This window comes from Mycolicibacterium llatzerense, assembly GCF_025331195.1.
GTDB lineage: Bacteria > Actinomycetota > Actinomycetes > Mycobacteriales > Mycobacteriaceae > Mycobacterium > Mycobacterium llatzerense.
In genome coordinates this window covers 68,353-84,312 of sequence record NZ_LXOV01000013.1, presented here as the reverse complement: position 1 = coordinate 84,312, position 15,960 = coordinate 68,353, and the positions used below count along the sequence as shown (strand labels likewise).

Annotated in this window: 10 protein-coding genes and 1 pseudogene; 4 read left to right on the top strand and 7 right to left on the bottom strand. The window is 64.6% G+C overall.

Annotation, left to right across the window (positions count from 1 at the left end):
- The first annotated feature begins 1 nt into the window (after nt 1).
- Both A7G45_RS20305 and A7G45_RS20300 read left to right on the top strand, forming a co-directional pair.
- Nucleotides 2–2,374 (top strand): EspK C-terminal domain-containing protein, encoded by a 2,373-nt coding sequence (locus tag A7G45_RS20305; protein ID WP_162563563.1) that lies wholly within the window; start codon nt 2–4, stop codon nt 2,372–2,374.
- Nucleotides 2,371–3,189: a hypothetical protein gene (locus A7G45_RS20300; protein WP_061005090.1), complete on the top strand. Its 819-nt coding sequence runs from the start codon at nt 2,371–2,373 to the stop codon at nt 3,187–3,189. The genes A7G45_RS20305 and A7G45_RS20300 overlap by 4 nt, the downstream gene beginning before the upstream one ends.
- A 506-nt stretch (nt 3,190–3,695) precedes the next feature.
- Here A7G45_RS20300 and A7G45_RS20295 read toward each other — a convergent pair.
- From A7G45_RS20295 to A7G45_RS20280, 4 genes are all read right to left on the bottom strand, one after another.
- Nucleotides 3,696–3,950: a hypothetical protein gene (locus tag A7G45_RS20295; RefSeq protein WP_071286865.1), complete on the bottom strand. Its 255-nt coding sequence runs from the start codon at nt 3,948–3,950 to the stop codon at nt 3,696–3,698.
- Nucleotides 3,947–7,021, bottom strand: coding sequence for an MMPL/RND family transporter (locus A7G45_RS20290; RefSeq protein WP_204354752.1), 3,075 nt, complete (start codon nt 7,019–7,021; stop codon nt 3,947–3,949). Before A7G45_RS20290 ends, A7G45_RS20295 begins: the two co-directional genes overlap by 4 nt.
- Nucleotides 7,018–7,455, bottom strand: coding sequence for a DUF6188 family protein (locus A7G45_RS20285; RefSeq protein ID WP_061000993.1), 438 nt, complete (start codon nt 7,453–7,455; stop codon nt 7,018–7,020). Before A7G45_RS20285 ends, A7G45_RS20290 begins: the two co-directional genes overlap by 4 nt.
- Nucleotides 7,456–7,545: 90 nt before the next feature.
- A complete protein-coding gene (locus tag A7G45_RS20280; protein ID WP_061000995.1) occupies nt 7,546–8,118 on the bottom strand; it encodes a TetR/AcrR family transcriptional regulator in 573 nt (190 codons plus the stop codon).
- 218 nt (nt 8,119–8,336) lie between these two features.
- Here A7G45_RS20280 and A7G45_RS20275 point away from each other — a divergent pair, with 218 nt between their 5' ends.
- A complete protein-coding gene (locus tag A7G45_RS20275; protein ID WP_071286876.1) occupies nt 8,337–9,014 on the top strand; it encodes a TetR/AcrR family transcriptional regulator in 678 nt (225 codons plus the stop codon).
- 234 nt (nt 9,015–9,248) lie between these two features.
- Here A7G45_RS20275 and A7G45_RS20270 read toward each other — a convergent pair.
- Together A7G45_RS20270 and A7G45_RS20265 are read right to left on the bottom strand one after the other, a co-directional pair.
- Nucleotides 9,249–10,486, bottom strand: a pseudogene (locus A7G45_RS20270) (IS4 family transposase).
- A gap of 1,041 nt (nt 10,487–11,527) precedes the next feature.
- Complete coding sequence (locus A7G45_RS20265; protein WP_260939885.1) at nt 11,528–13,360, bottom strand: fatty acyl-AMP ligase; 1,833 nt, start codon at nt 13,358–13,360, stop codon at nt 11,528–11,530.
- 461 nt (nt 13,361–13,821) lie between these two features.
- Here A7G45_RS20265 and A7G45_RS20260 point away from each other — a divergent pair, with 461 nt between their 5' ends.
- Nucleotides 13,822–14,412 carry a TetR/AcrR family transcriptional regulator gene (locus A7G45_RS20260; RefSeq protein WP_061004411.1) on the top strand — a complete coding sequence of 197 codons (591 nt, stop codon included), beginning with the start codon at nt 13,822–13,824 and terminating at the stop codon, nt 14,410–14,412.
- A 442-nt stretch (nt 14,413–14,854) separates the two neighbouring features.
- Here the strand turns inward: A7G45_RS20260 and A7G45_RS20255 are convergent, their stop codons facing one another.
- The gene (locus A7G45_RS20255; protein WP_260939884.1) at nt 14,855–15,886 is read right to left on the bottom strand and encodes a TIGR03617 family F420-dependent LLM class oxidoreductase; all 1,032 of its coding nucleotides are present in this window, start codon (nt 15,884–15,886) and stop codon (nt 14,855–14,857) included.
- Nucleotides 15,887–15,960 lie beyond the last annotated feature (74 nt).

The following is a 15,960-nucleotide window of genomic DNA, read 5'->3' as shown; positions in this document are numbered from 1 at the left end:
TATGTCTGATGTCGGTGGGGGTAGTGGCGCCTATCCAGAACTTCGGGCTACCGGACTCGATGCCATCGAGGCTCAAGGTAACGAATTCGCCTACGCTGCAACGTATTACGAGGAGCGAGCAAGGACTTACCGCAGGGCAGCCGCCGAACTCGAATCGACGAACTCCGGTGCGACCATCGATGAAATGGTGATCGCGCACCACATACGCGCCCGGAAGCACGATATGCGCGTCGAGGTGCAACACGAGTTAGCCAAGGGCCAGAAAAAGGTTGTCGGGCTGGGGCGTGCGCTCAACTCGAAGCTGGACCAGATACACCACGAGACACAACAGGAGATCGAGGCGGCGGGTCCGGTGCTGCCTGCTGTCCGGGCAGCGATCATCGCGGCTGGCTATACCCGGGCTGTAGCTGCGCACAGCATGTTCGCGGCCGCGGTCGAAAGCACCCACAGCCGGGCCGTAGCGCAGCTCAGTCAGCCGCTGACGGCCATTCTCGGTAGAGACATCCCTAAAGACGAAAACAACAGCGCTCAGGCACTCGATAATTCTGGCAGCCACAAAGATCCGAAACCAGAAGGGTCACAACAAGAAGATACGAGCACAGAAACCGCCGGTTCGCACTCGGACCCAACGACGAAGGGTACGAAGCAAGAAGCCATCCAGCCGCACACGGGAATGCACGGCGACACCAGCGGGAATTCGGCAGTCGCAGGAAGCGGACCAACAGCAGCAGGCACTCACTCCGACGCTGAGATGCCGGCTGTTATCCAAGCTGTGTCGCCGCGGCCATCGGTCAGTGCACCCCCTTTTGCCGGGGGTGGAGCGCCGAGTGGCGTGCCCGGTGGTGGACTATTGGGCGGCGGTAATCCCTTGTCGTCGTTGACATCTGGTTTGGGCCAGCCGGGGGCTGGGTTGGGCGGTTTGGCCAACGGTGCATCGATGCCGAATGCGGCCGCACAGGCGGCTCAGGCAGCGCAAATGGGGCAGTCGCCGGGGGCTGCGATCGCGAAGTCGTTGGCTGCGAGTGTCGGTGGCGGCGCGGCACCGCTGGCGCCATTGTCGCCAGCGACAACAACTGGGGTGAGCTCGCTCGGTTCGGCGGGTGGTGCTGCAAAGGTGCCCGCGGCTGGAGCGTCCAGTATCGCGCCGTCGTCGGGGCTTGGCGCTGCAGGCGCACATGTTGCACCGGTCGCATCCGCGCCCGCGCCAGTCAGTGTGCCAACAGGTGCCGCGGCACCTGGTCCGGCGATGATGGTTCCGCCGCCAGGGATGGGGGCTCCCGCGGCTGCGGGTTCTATTGGGGCGCCGGTGGTTCCTGCGTCCGGTGGTAGCAGTTCGTCAGGTAGTGCCGGTGGTGCGGGTTCGGCTGGGGGTGGGGTACCTAATACGCCGACGATGGTTCCGGCCGGTGTGTTGACGCCGGTGGCGGCTGCGGGCGCTGCACGCACTGAGTCTGCGGAGCTGCGGACGGCACGGGCGTTAGCGGCGAAGCTTCGGCGAGACAGCGACTTTGTCCATTACCCGGTCGTCGAATGGGCCGTGGGAGTGTTCCGGGCTGACAGTTCGGCGACACCCGAGACGGTGGTGATGTCCAGCGAGGGGTTCGGATACATCCCGTGGGGGGTGTTTCTGCCGCGCGGTGTCCGGCTCCTGGCGAGCGATCCCATCGTGAAAACGGGGTTTGAGAAGCGGTGGACAGGCTGGTCGGACCCGTCCCGGGTTTTGGTCGAATACGCCGCTCTGCGAGCCCAGCTTGGGGGCGGTCGGCTTGTCGCAGCGGCAGCCACGAACCGCATCGAACCGTTTAAGCCAGCTGGTATCGAGCATGCACTATGCAAACGCGAAGACTATGCGCAGTCACCGCCGACAGGCCCGGTGCTCGACGCGGTGCATGTAGACCGCTTCGAAGCGACCTATCCCGACTTGTCGGCTCGGGTGCAGCGCCTCCGTGCGGCTGATCATCAGGGAGTCCTCGATGAGGTGGTACAGGTTTTGGCTGGCCAGATGATGCAGGGAGTATTCGGTGGCCAGCAGATGTGCCCGGTCTCGTTGCGGGACATGTGGGAGCGTCTGCTATCGAATGAAGCTGTAAGCCAAGAGATTTGGCAAGAATTTAACACGACGGCGAACAATCAGTACTGGACCGCAGCGGTATATCGACCGGGTGCTAAAGATGTAGACCCCGGCGATGACGCAACACCTCGGGACGTATACGAGCAGCAGTGGCTGATCGCTCGCACGATGGAGGTGCTGCGGGGATTTCAGTTTCAGCCTGAGCCGTTGGGGAACATGATTTATGCGGCGGGAGTGGCTTATCCGGGCGATTTTGTCGAGTTCATCAGCCCAATGCTGCGGGTTTTGGAGATGCGGCTGTGAGTGACGCTAAGCAGCGGTGTTTCGAGCTGGTGCAGGCGGCCGGGGAGCAGCAGCGGTCGATCGCGGCCGTGTTGTGCGCCGCGGAGTTGTGGGCGGCGCAGGTGGACATGATGCCGCCCATACGAGCAAGGTACGCCGACTTGTTGGTGGAGATTTTCGCTGAGTTTCGCGCAGCATCGGACCGGTGGCGGGACACCATGCGCTGGATCATCGGTGAACGCTGGGCCGGCACGTTCGATCTGCGCGCAGCGACCGAACTCGATGACGTCTTTTCCGACATCTGCATGGCAAGTCGTGACCGGATTCTTGAGGGGTCACTTTCTGAAGGCGTTGTGTTACAACTGGATTTGATCCACGCATCACATGCGTCGTGCCTGCATGACGTTGCGCGATGCGTGGCACAGCACGACGCGGGTGTGGAGCCGAATGTCAATCTCAGCGTCGCGCTGGTGACGGTTGCTGTGATGAAGGCCTGGCGTGCTGTTCACGATGCGTACCGTGATCTGGCGCGGTGTGAGCACGAATCATGCCTGCTGGTGGGCCTTTCCGCTGAGGAGCCGACCATTGATGCGGCTGCCCTGGCGGGCTCCTACACCATCGCTCGGTGGATGGACGCTCTGGAGCAGGCCAGGTTCTCCCTCTGTGAGCGTGATGCGGTGTTGGGTGAACGTGAGCGTGCGTACGCGGCGCCCGGGTATGCGCATGGTGCCGAGGCGGGCCGCATTCGATCGGCGAGTATTGCGGCGTTTCGGGCGCGAACGGGTACATATTCGCCAGTCCGGGACGAGACCAATCCTTTTCGGCCAGTGTGGTGATCCCAACGAAACATTGTTCGTCTGGCTGGACGCATCGACGCCACCATCGTCATCAGAAACCCCGGCGACCTCAAGCTCCCCATCGACGAAGCCTGAAGCGCATCCCCGTCGGCAAGGGATTCCGTCCGTACGCTCCTGCCGGTTGTATAGTGATCAAATACCACCCGTTCCCCGGCAGGGGGCGGGTTTTTCATTTCCGAAGCGCGCTGTGTGCGCCCCCGAAAACCGCCGTTGAGCTAGCGACGTCTCTCTGCCCTACCCGCGTTCTTCGACCACGAGTGCGTCCAGAACTGCGCTGATCGCGTCCCACAACGCGCTGGTTATCTGGGGTTGAATTCGGCCGTGTATTGCTGTTCCCGCTGAGGTGATGGTGGTGGGTTTGAGGTAGGCGGGAACAGTCGTGGTTGGGGGTGTTCCCGCTTTCGTCTGCGGCGGTTGTGGTCGCTGGCGCGTGCGGGTTGTGTTGGCGTTGTGTGGTGGCGGTTGGCGCTTCGGGGTTGTGATGTTTAGAGCCGGTACATTTCGCGTTCCATGGCTGCTTCTCGGAATAGTTTTTCGTGCTCGCCGTGGAAGTAGGGGTACTTGCCGTGTAGGAGGCGGGGCCAGTGGATCGGGCAGCGGCGGCGGCCCTTGGTGTTGTCCGGTGCGGTGGTGTTGGTGCTCGTTGGTGCGCGGGTGGGTTGGTCGGCGGGGGCGCTGTCGATGGTGGGCTGGGTTCGGGTCGTGGCGGCTTGATGCCGGTGTGGGAGTAGCGTTTTCATGGCCGGGGCCGTGTGGGTTGTTTTTGGGGCCACCAGCTGGCTTCGCGCAGGAGGGTGGCGATGGCCGGAACGGTGAGGGTGCGCACGAGGAAGGTGTCCAGCAGTAGTCCGCAGCCGACGATGAGGCCGACTTGGATCATGATGGCGATGGAGCCGGCCATCAGTCCGAACATGCTGGCAGCGAAGATGAGGCCGGCTGAGGTGATGACCGAGCCGGTTTTGGCGACGGTGCGTAGGACTCCGACGCGGATGTTGTGTTCGGATTCTTCGCGTAGTCGTGATACCAGCAGCATGTTGTAGTCGGCGCCGACCGCGACGAGGATGATGAACGCCAATAGTGGTACGGGCCAGGCGATTTGGTAGCCGAGTATCCATTGGAACACCACGACGCCGAGGCCGATGGAGGCCAGGTAGTTCAGCACGACGGTGCCCAGGAGGTAGAGCGGGGCCAGCGCGGCGCGCAGCAGCAGGACCAGGATGAGTCCGACGACGACGAGGGTGGCGACGGCGAGTTGGATGAAGTCGGCTTGGAGTAGGTGCTGGATGTCGGCGTTGACGGCGGGGAATCCGGCTACGGAGATGGTGGCGTTGGTCAGGGAGGTGTTGGGTCGGGCGGCTTCGGCGACGGTGACCATGTGGTGGGCCAGTTCCATGGCGGCGCTGCTGTAGGGGTCGAAGGTTGATTCGATGATGAAGCGGGCGGTTTTGCCGTCGGGGGCGATGAATTGTTTGGCGACGTCGGCGAATTGGCGGTTGTCGAAGGCGGTTGGGGGTAGGTAGAAGCCGCTGGCGGTGTCGGAGTTGGCGCTGGCGCGGGCGGAGTTTTGTAGTTGTGCGGCGATCTGACTCATCCCGGTGAGCATTTGAATGTTGCTGTCGGCCAGGGCGTGCACGCCGGTTGCCAGTGCTTGTGCGCCGGAGGCGAGTTGGCTGATGCCGTGTTGCAGGCGGGCGATGTTGGTGGCCATGTCGGCGGGGTCACCCAGGGTGCCCAGGGCGTGTTGCAGGGTGGTGATGGAGGTTTGGACGTCGGTGAGGGTGGCGGTGACGGTGGCGTTGGTGGTGGGGTTGTAGTGGTCGCCCAACTCGGCGATGTGGTCGAAGAATCCGTTGGTGCGCAGGGCGTCGAGGACCCGCATCTGGTCGCGCAGTTCGGTGCATTGCGGTGTGGTGGTGCACCAGGGTGCGGTGTCGAGGATGTCGCGCAGTGGTGAGACGGCGGCGATGGCGTTGCGGGCTTGTTCGGCCTCGGGGCGCAGTCCGGGTCCGGCTTGGATGGCGTGGTCGATGTCGGGGGCGGTGGCCGACAGTTGGTGCAGCAGCGGGGTGAATCGCTGCATTTGGCTGTTGGCGGTGTGCGCTTGGTTGAGCAGGGCGCTCAGGGGTGTCAGCGCGGTGCGTAGGGTGCGGTCGAGTTGGGCGAGGCCGTTGGCGAGTTGGTCGGCGCCGCCGGTGAGTTGGGCCAGGTCGGTTTTGCGGGCGTTGCCGTCGGCGGCTGCGGTGGCCATCTTGTCGCCGATCTGCCCGTTCTGCCAGGACAATTGGGCTTGTTCGAGTCGGGTGCCGGCGGGGCGGGTGACGCCGGATACTTTGCTCACGCCGGGTAGTTGGGCGATGCGGGAGGCGATTTCGTCGAGGTCGGCGAGGCCTTTGCCGGTGCGCATGTCGGTCGGGTTTTCCACGACGAGGAATTGGGTGAAGACCATGTCGGTGGGGAAATGCCGGTTGAGCAGCTGGTAGCCCAGGTTGCTTGCGGTGTCGGCGGGTTGGCCTTTGCGGTCGTCGTAGCTGATTTTGATGGTGGTGGCGGCCGCGGCCAGGGCCAGCAGGATGATCAGGCTGACGGTGAGCAGCGGGACGGGTTTACGCACGACGGCGACGGCGATGCGGTTCCAGTAGCGGCGGGTGCGGTCGGGTCGGGGGTCTCCGATGCCGCGGCGGGCGGCCAGCGCCAGTACCGGTGGCAGCAGGGTGACGGTGGCCAGGAATCCGACCATCACGGCCACGGCGCAGGCGGGGCCGAGCGCGGCGAACACGCTGAGTTTGGCGAAGGTCATGGCCAGGAAGGCCAGCGCGACGGTGGCGGCGGAGGCCAGGATGACCCGTCCGATGCTGGCGGTGGCGTAGATCGCGGCCTGCGGCGGGGCGATGTCGGCGCGGCGCTGTTCGTGATAGCGGCTGATCAGGAACACCGTGTAGTCGGTGCCGGCGCCCAGCAGGATCGCGGTCATGAACGCCACGGTGAATTCCGATACCGGTAGGCCGCATTCACCGAGGGCGGAGAGCACCCCCCGTCCGACCGCCAAACTCAGCGCGATGACCAGCAGGGGCAGGAGCGCGGTGAACGCTGACCGGTAGACCAGCAGCAGGATCAGGGCGATGAGGCCGGCGGTGGCCAGGGAGATGAACAGCAGATCGTGTTCGGCGCTGGCGATCTGATCGCTGAACGTGGCGGCGGGCCCGGTGACGCGCACGGTGGTGGTGCTGGCGGCGAAGACGCGGTCAGCGATGGCGCGCACGGCGCTGACCGATTCGGCGGCGGTCGGATCGCCCAGGGTGCCGGCGACGCCGACCGGCAGGTACCACGCGCGGCGGTCGGCGCTGATGGCGTGCGGTGCGGTGACCGGGTCGGCCAGCAGGTCCTGCACGAGCAGGACATGGCCGGGGTCGGCGCGCAGCGCCGAGACCAGCTGCGCGTATTTCTGGCGGGTGGGCGGGGTGAGGCCGGCGGGGTCCTCGAACGCGACGAACAGCACGGTCTTGGACCCCTGTTCGCCGAATGCTGCACTCATCCGGTCGACGGTCAGAAACGACGGCGCGTCGTGGGGCACCAAGTCCACCGACTGTTGGCGCACCACGGTTTCCAGTTGCGGAAAAAGCACCGCCAGCACCACCGCGGTCCCGATCCACAGTCCGATCACCAGCGCCTTGTGGCGCAGGGTGAACGCCCCCAGGCGGGCCAGCGCGGGACTGTATTCACTCGACGGCGCGGTCTGGGCGCGTGCGCGCCGGCGGCGCGGTGGCCCGGGTGCGGCGGTGAGGGTCGGTCCCCCGTGCAGCGGATCGCTCACGGGCTGGCCGGGGCCGTGTCGTAGTCGGCGTTGTCCGCGGCGGGCAGATCATGACGGACCATCCGCACCTGGCCTCCGGGCATGCAGGCCATGTATCCGTGGCGCTTTCCGTACAGTTCCCACGCCGCCACATGCGCGTCGGGCTCCACGTCGATGGAGTGACCGTCCGAGAACTGCAGGTGCAGGGCCCCATCGTCGTCGCTGTGCGCTCGCACGCACATCGACCCGGCCAGGTCCAAAAGGGCGCGGTGCGCCGGCGCGATGTTCAGCGGGTCCAGCACCACCACCTCGGCCGGGTACGGACCCACCGGCGGCAACCCCAGGCGCAGCGGCCGGGAGATGACCACCTCGTTGTAGTCCTCGAAGCTGAGCACCAGGCCTTCATGCAGCGATACCCGCTGCAGGGTGCACCGTTCAATCCACTGATCGAGCATGATCGCGTCCCCTGTCTCCGCCCCAGCAAATCGATACTAAGCAGTATCGCAACGCTACACCGTGTAGCGTTTCGGGGCAATGGTGTCGGGCTAGACGCGCAGGATGAGGGCCATGGCCCGGTCGATGCTGTCCCGGGCTGCGGCGGCGGGCACCCGGCCGCTGATGAAGGCGGCCAGGTTGGCCAGCCACACGTCGCCGAGTAGGCAGGCCAGTTGCTGGTCGCGCAGCGATGGGGACGGGCCGCCCAGTGCGGCCGCGAGCAGCCGGTTGAGCACCGTCATGGTTCGCTCGACCTCGGCGGCCGCGGCGCTGTCGGCAACGACGAGCGCCCGGGTCAGCGCCTCGGTCAGCGGCAGATCACGCTGCCACTGCTCATGCAGGCAGTCACTGAGCGCGACAAGTCGCTGCTGGGGGCCACCGGGCACCGCCGACCAATCGCGCAGGGCCTCGACCTGCTCGACCTCGCGGGTGAGTGCGCAGACCAGCAAATACGCCTTGGAGGGAAAGCGGCGGTAGATGGAGCCGACGGCGATACCCGCGCGCTCGGCGACCGCGCGCATGCGTACTGCCTCGTAGCCGCCGACCGAGGCGACCGACACGGCGGCATCGAGGATCGCGATGTCCCGGCCATCACGAGCAGCCAGGCCCGGCGCACCTGTCATCGCTGCGCCCCGAGCCGGCGCCGATGCGATGACCGCCATCCCCACCGGATCGGGGTGTGCTGCGCCAAAAACACTGACAGCCAGGTGCGATCAGACAAATCCCACATCTCCTGGTATAGGCGGTTTCGCTGCGCTACACGCGGTAGCATAACTGCCCTGGGGTGTGGAGAATCGACGATTGGCCACACCGGAGGCGGCGGACAATAAAGTGAGTGACTGTGAGTGAGTGGCCCGACGTCAACGCCGACGGCACTGATGATGACGACGACGTCGATCCGCGACGTATCCGCTCGCGCAACCGGCTGCTGGAGGCGGCCGCGGCCCTGCTGAACGCCGGCGGCGTGGAAGCGGTCACCGTCGACTCGGTCACCAAAGCCTCCAAGGTGGCCCGCACCACGCTGTATCGCCACTTCAAGACCTCCTCGCACCTGCTGGCCGCGACCTTCGAGCGGCTGCTGCCCCAGGTGACCCCACCGGCACCACGCAGTGGACCCCTGCGTGAGCAGCTCATCGAATTGCTCTCCCGGCAGGCAACGCTGTTCAACGACGCCCCGCTGCACATCACCACACTGGCCTGGCTTGCCCTGGGCCCCACCACCACCAAACCCGACACCGAGGACCAGTACCCGGCCGGCGCCGTCCGGACCCTGGTCATCGACCAGTACCGCCAACCGTTCGACGCCCTGCTGCACAGCGACCAAGCCCGCGCCGAACTGGGCGACTTCGACCTCGAACGGGTGCTCTGCCAACTGATCGGCCCCTTGGCATTCGCCCGCATGACCGGGTTTCGCGTCATGAGCCACGACGACTGCGCCGCCATCGTCGATGACTTCCTCACCGCCCACCGCCGCACCTCGCCGGCACCCACCGAAAGTCCCGACGCCACACGTGCCTGACCTGCGTCGGCGCGGTCACGCTCAGGGAGTCCCGTAGTGGCGGTCCTTTGTGTGCGGGTGAGTCTGATTTTGGGTGGGCCTCGGTGGTTGATGTTCTTGTGGCCGAATGTTTTTCGTGGGAATTTGGTGGCGGCGGCTCGTTTGGTGACGCGGGGGTAGGTGCAGTGGCGCCGGGCCGGGTTGGGTCGCTCGAGCATTTCGGCGATGGCGTGACGCAGGCATGTCGCCAGCCGGTCAGGGGGAAATTCCTGCCTGCCCGGTGACGTGGCGGCGGACGGTGCGCAGGGTTCGGATGAACGACATCCGCAGTGGATCGAGCCCGTCGGGGTCAGTGGCCTCGACCATCAACGCCCGGATCGCGTAGTGGGTGAGCAGCAGTGCCCAGATCTCTTGGCGCACCCTGTCGGGACTGTGCGAACGCAACACTCGGTAGCTGCCGCGTTGGCGGGTTTCTATCTCGGCCAGGCTGGATTCGAACTCCCAGCGCTGGTGATAGACCGCAGCAAGTTCGGCGGCCGACGCCCGCTCAGGGTCGCAGATGGTGGTGATCAACCGGATCGGCGACCGGTCGTCGGTGTCGCGGTTGGCGATGTCGTACTCGATAACCCGCACCATCGGGCCTTGCGGCACCGTGGCCAGCCCGCGGGCCTGGTGGCGGCGGATGCGTTGGCGTTCGATGGTGGTCAGCAGCACGCTCACATACGAGCCGTCGGCCAGTTCCGTCACCGGGTGCAGGAGCAGTGTCGACTGCACCCGCCCCAACAGTTCGGCACCGGTCGCTGCGGCCTCTTGCCGGAACTGGCGGCTGTAGAACCGGGGTCAGCCAGCACGAGCATTCCGGGTTCGATGCTGGCTAGCAGTGGGCGGGCCAGGTCGCGTTCATCGACATGGACACCACCGAGGTGTGCGTCGATCACGGCGTGGGTGCCGCATTCACCCAAGCCGAGGACTTTCACCTTCGGGTAGGGACCGTCGAGTCCCTTGCTGGCGCTGCGACCGAACTCGTCATCGTTGTCGGCGGTGTCGGGGACATCGAGTTGAACGCCGTCGATGGCCATCACGCGCAAATCGGCCAGCCAGGCACCCGGGGTGCCGGCACCGGCCAGCGGCCGGGCCACCCGTTCATAGAGCTCGCGCAGCGGCTCGGCGCCGAGTCGGGCCCGGGCCTGACACAGCGCCGATGACGTGGGCACCTGCCAATCGTCATTCCGCGCGCGCAGGAATCGCAGACCATCGACGAGTTTGCGCATCACTTCTTCGTAGGCGTCATCGAAGAACGGGGTCACCGCCAGCACGAAGTACACGACCACCCGAGCCGGCAGCAGGCGACGACGGCGCTCGACCTTGCCTGTGTCAGCGAGCACCTCGTCGACCAGGTCGCGGTGCACCAGCCGCGTCAGCACACCCAGACCGATCCGGTCGGTCAACTGGTCTGACCGACCACATTCGCCACCTGAATTCGCGTCGGCCACAGGTAATAAGAAATACGTGTAATCCATTGCTGCACAATACTTCTCAAAGCCAATCTGAGGAACGAAAACTGGCGCGGCCACCACATCACCTTCGCTGAATCAGCCCATCAACGCTCATCAAAGTAGAGCAGGCGCAACAGCTTTCGCCACAACATCGCCTTGACCTGCAACAACGCCAAAGTTAACGACATTGGCATCAAACCCGGGGCGATTCACCCTTCGGCTCAGTCGTGTGTCCGACGGGGGACTTGTCCGCCTGCGACACGGGTCGAGGTCTTTGATTTGATCGGCTTACCAGGTAGTGTGAAGAGTCGGGCGCGCAATCGGCACTAGTGGTGTTCTATGTCAGCTGGCAGCTCCCCATAAGTTCCTATTTGCGGCAGCAGTAGATGGTCTGGCCGGTTCCTCGATGGATGTCGTGAGCAAAAGTCAAGCAAACTGACTGCGCGAAACCCCGGGGCCCATCAGTCTCTAGAATTATAGGGAGCGTGCGTTTCGACGACATGGTCCTCATTCGTATCAGTCCAAGCTCGAGCATTGGTGCGTGGTGATCCCAGGATGTCGAAAGCGCTCGCGCGCAAGGCTTCGTCGGTCAAGAATCGTTGTGCGCGGTAGCGGTCGATCCTGAAATGGTCGGCGACCAGGTAAAGGTACTCGACGACGATTCCACGTGCGATCGCTCGAGGTAGGTGTATTCGGTAGTGCTCGTTCAGGTACTTCACGACGAACGTCGTGCGATTGCCCATCCAGGGTGAGCGCCAGGTCACGGTTTGATGGGCTAGTTCTACGCGCTCTAGGTGCGTCGCTGGCTGGGGGCACTCCCGGGGCGGGGTTTCGTGTCTCAGATGCGGACCACCATATTTGCGGTGGGAGGGGTAGCGGTCGGTCCGTGATCGAGGCTGAATTCTGCAACAGCGATTCCAGCCATGGAAATCTTCGGTCTGAGCGAAGTCATCCGTAGTCATCCGTCACCATCTATCTGTTTCATCGGTTCGGGCGGTGCTGAACTCTGACTAGGAGCTGTCATTCTTCAGCAGGACGTCAGTCGAATTGACCGTTCAGAAACTCTGCCCGCGAGGCGGTGCGGGCCAGCTTTCCCGACGTCGTGCGCGGGATCCGTCCGGCCGCAACGAGTCGCACTTCGGCGACGCGAACCTGGTGATGCCGCGCCACCGCGGCCCGTACGGCCTCGGCGACAGGCTCCAATTCCGCGCGGCCCGCTCCGACCGCGCGCTCGGCGATGACGACCAGTTGTTCACCCGAATCACCAGGTACAGCAAAGGCTGTCGCATAGCCCGAGCGCACCGCGGACGAGGCACGGCTGACCGTCGCCTCGATGTCCTGCGGGTAGTGGTTGCGCCCGTCGACGATCACCAGGTCCTTGATCCGGCCGGTGACGAACAGCTCGTCGCCCACGTAAACGCCCAGATCGCCTGTGGCCAACCACAATGCGTTGTCCTCGGCGCCGTCGGCGTGGCTGACGGTCTGCCGGGTCTGCAGCTTGTTGCCGAACACCCGCTCGGACTCCTCGGGCCGGCCGAAGTAGCCCTGCCCGATGTTGTTGCCGTGCAACCAGATTTCGCCGACCGTGCCGTCGGCGGCTTCGTCGCCGTCGGGGGTCACGATGGCCACCCACTGGTCGGGGATGGCCCGCCCGCACGACACGTGGGGGACTGCGCCGTCGGCATGGCGGCCCACGACGACGGCTCGGCCTGCCGCGAGTTCCTCACGGTCCAGATAAGTGGCGCTTGGCTTTTCGTCGGCGCCGATGCTGGCCACTGACAGTGTGGCCTCGGCCATGCCGTACGACGGCTTGACCACCGTCTCGGGCAGTCCGTACGGCTTGAAGGCCTCCATGAACAGCTCGATGGACGGCAGCGTCACCGGCTCGGACCCGTTGAGCAGGGTCACCACGTTGCTGAGGTCGAGCGGCTCGCCGGCCGGCGGCAGCCCGCGCTGTGCGCACAACTCGAAGGCGAAATTCGGTGCGGCGGCGAAAGTCCGGCCGTGTGCGGCTTCGTCGGCCAGCCGCCGGATCCAGCGGTAGGGCCTGCGGACGAACGCCATCGGGTCCATCAGGCTGATCTGGCCGCCGCACAGCGCGGGGAACATGATCATGATCAGACCCATGTCGTGGTACAGCGGCAGCCAGCTCACGCTGCGGATGTCGGTGTCCAGGCCACCGGCCAGGATCATCTGAATGACGTTGGTGCACACGTTGCGATGCGTGATCTCGACACCGGCGGGGGTGCGGGTGGAGCCCGAGGTGTACTGCAGGTAGGCGACGTCGTCGGTGCGAGAATCGGGGTCGACGTGCATCTCGGCGAGCGTGCCGGGGACGGCGTCGACGGCGATGACCCGCGGACGCTCGGCGGCGGGCAGTGTCTTGATGAACGCGCGGACCGCTTCGGCGGCCGCGGTCGTGGTGAGCACCGCGGACGGTTTGGTGTCCGACAGCACAGCGGCCAGTCGTTCGGTGTGCCCGGCGAGGGCCGGCGCGAACAGCGGCACGGCGACGTTTCCGGCGTGGACGGCGGCGAAGAACGCCGCGACGTAGTCGACGCCCTGGGGCGCGAGGATGGCCACGCGGTCGCGTGGCTGGGTCACCTGTTGGAGCCGGGCGGCGACGGCGTTGACCTGAGCCCAGAGCCCGTTCCAGCTGAGTTCGATGATCTCGCCGTCGGGGTTCTGCGCGTAGTCGATGAACCGGTACGACGGCTCTTCGCCCATCGCTGCGCGGTTGCGTTCAAGGAACGACGTCAGCGTGATGCCGTCCGGTATGACAATGCTGCCATCGGAGTGAAGGGAATTTTCGGCTGACGCTGTATGTCCAATAGCATTGTCGCTCAACGCTTTGCGTGTCCTCGAAGTCATGTTGACCCTTGGCCTTTCTCGCCGTTGGCCCCAAAGGAAACAGCGTCACAGTGTCTGCGCTCCTACTGTCTAGACGTGCCGTGCTGCAGACTGATCAGCTGCGGGTGCGCGTCCGGTCGACTGCTGGCGTTTGGGCGGTAAGCAAACACCGTATGGCCACCAGAAGTACGCCCCGATGACTGCCGCGATCGGCCGCTTTGGGGCGACCAACATGTCGAGCAGGCGATTCAGGCGTAACGAAATGGTCTGAATGATTCGCACATCGGCTCCAACGGGACTGAGTGCTGCTTTCTAGCCGCGATAACAAATTTAACTTGCCAACTAGCAGGTTAATTTAGCTTCCATGGCTAACTATGTGCAACCCGGTCGGAGGTGAGTGACATCACATCCGCCGATGTAGCATCATTCATCCAGTGCGCACGCAGCCCGCATAAACTCCCCGAAAGGTTGGCAGAGGAAACTTGACGTCATCACGTGGCTTCCTACGTCACCGTATCGTTCAGGCGGCTTTGGAATTGTTTGCTGAGTACGGCGTCAAGGGCACTACCCTGCAGATGATCGCCGATCGGCTTGAGGTGACCAAAGCCGCTGTGTACTACCACTTTCACACCAAAGACGAGATCGTGAGGGCTGTCGCGCAGCCGTTACTCGAGGACATCGCTCGCGTAATACGTATCGCCGACGCGCTTCCCGACCCCAATTCGCGGCGCGAAGTCGCCGTCAGTGGCTTTGTCGAACTGGCGGTGCGTCATAGGGGCCTCAGCGCAATTGTGCAGAACGACCCGGCGATGAGCACGCTGGCGAAGACGCATGTCGAGTTGGAGAACGCCGTCGTGAAGCTGATCACGTTGCTAGATGGCCCCGACGCGGACGTCGCCCACCATATCGGGACGTCGATGATCATCGGCGGAGTTTCCGGCGTTGTAACCGATGCGCGGTTGCTGGACGTGCCCGACGAGCTGCTCCATCGTGTGCTTCTCGACTACGCGCAGCATCTGCTAAATACTCCCAACTTGCTGTCGGCAGTTGTGAAGCCGTCGGGAAGTGTGTAGCCGCCGAGGAGTGAGGTGCAGAAACGAGAATTCGTGACGCGGTGGTGCACTTGCGGCGCCGGGCAGATTCGGGAGCTCCTACGGATATCGAAGATGGTGTGGGGTTTACGAAACCCGTAGTGGCATTACGGCCGACTAGCGGCGGCAGTGGAGGCCGCGCCTTCGGCGCTAGCGCGGACTGATCTGGGAACTTGGCGAGCAGCGGCCGTACATGGCTCTCGCTGTCAGACAATTGATAGCGCTGAGCGCTAGGCGGCATGGCAATGGCACTGTCCCGGTGCGCCGTCAACCCGATGTTGAAAATCAACAGGATCTCCTGACTCGAGCGCGGCAGTGGGTGTAGTCGTAATGACCTATGAGGCCGATCTCGAGAATGCATAGAGGCACCTCATCTCATTGCGGAAATGAAGTCTCCGGGTACGATCGTGAGATTGTTTTGATGTCAGTCAAACCGGGGCAAGGCCGCCGACAGTCGCCGCGCGATCTCGCCGTACCGTTCGAAACGGTCTGACCCGCCGAGGGCGTTGTAGAGCACGATGCGAGTGGCGACGCCGCCATATTTGGCAATGAGCTTGTCCGCCAGCTCATCCCAGGTGGATTCAGTGGCGAACGCGGCGATGTGGTCGTCGGTGATCTGCGCCATCATGCCGGCCATGTCGCCGGCCTTCTGCTTCTCCCGCAGGCGTGCGGTGGTGCCCTCGAATCCGGCCTCGTCCCAGATGAATGCGTAGTTCGGGGTGCTGCCGTAGAAGCTCATGCTGGCCCGGACGAATTCACGCTCGTTGTGCCGTTCCTCGTCGCTGTCGCCGACGATCGTCATGGCCGGGATGATCGTGTCGATGTCGGCAGGGGAGCGGCCCGCCTTCTCGGCACCGGCGGCGACGTTCGGCAGCACGTGGCGGGCGATGTAGCCCGGCTCACCGAGCGGGTGAATGTGCACGCCGTCGGCCACCTCGCCGGCCATGCGCAGCATCCACGGATTCACCGCCGCGATATCGACTTTGGGATCGGGGGCGTCGATGGGACCGGGGCTCCATTGCGGCGTGATGAAATCCAGGTCGTAGAAGTCGCCGTGATGGTCGAGCTTGCCGGTCCGGAACGCCGTGAAGCACGCTTTCACGGCGCGAACATAGTCGCGCAGCCGTGGTCCAGGCTGTTCGAAGGGCATGCCGTAGCGCCGCACCACGTGCGTGCGTACCTGGGTGCCGATCCCGAGCCGGAATTTGCCCCCGGTGGCTTCCTGCAGTTCCCACGCTGATGCCGCGGTGATGAATGGACTTCGCGGGAAAGCTACTGCGACACCGGTCGACAGCTCGAGCCCGGGCGCGGCCTGGGATGCGACCGCTGCGCTCAGATAGGCGGTTCGGCCGGTCTCGGTCAGCAGGAGGCCGGAGAAACCGGCCGCCTGGGTGCGCTGGGCAAGCGTGCCCATCTGGGCCAAAGGCTGCGGAACGGTCATCACGTCGACATGCACACCGGGAGCCTACGCGTTGGATGTTAGCGACGATGGGAAGTGCCGAGCGCCAATCTCCTTGTCGCGCAGTTCTG

Excerpts from the sequence above, each read along its gene's own strand:
- A7G45_RS20280 (WP_061000995.1), bottom strand. The coding sequence starts at position 8,118 with ATGACAGGTGCGCCGGGCCTGGCTGCTCGTGATGGCCGGGACATCGCG.
- A7G45_RS20295 (WP_071286865.1), bottom strand. The coding sequence starts at position 3,950 with ATGAAAACGCTACTCCCACACCGGCATCAAGCCGCCACGACCCGAACC.
- A7G45_RS20285 (WP_061000993.1), bottom strand. The coding sequence starts at position 7,455 with ATGCTCGATCAGTGGATTGAACGGTGCACCCTGCAGCGGGTATCGCTG.
- A7G45_RS20265 (WP_260939885.1), bottom strand. The coding sequence starts at position 13,360 with ATGACTTCGAGGACACGCAAAGCGTTGAGCGACAATGCTATTGGACAT.
- A7G45_RS20305 (WP_162563563.1), top strand. The coding sequence starts at position 2 with ATGTCTGATGTCGGTGGGGGTAGTGGCGCCTATCCAGAACTTCGGGCT.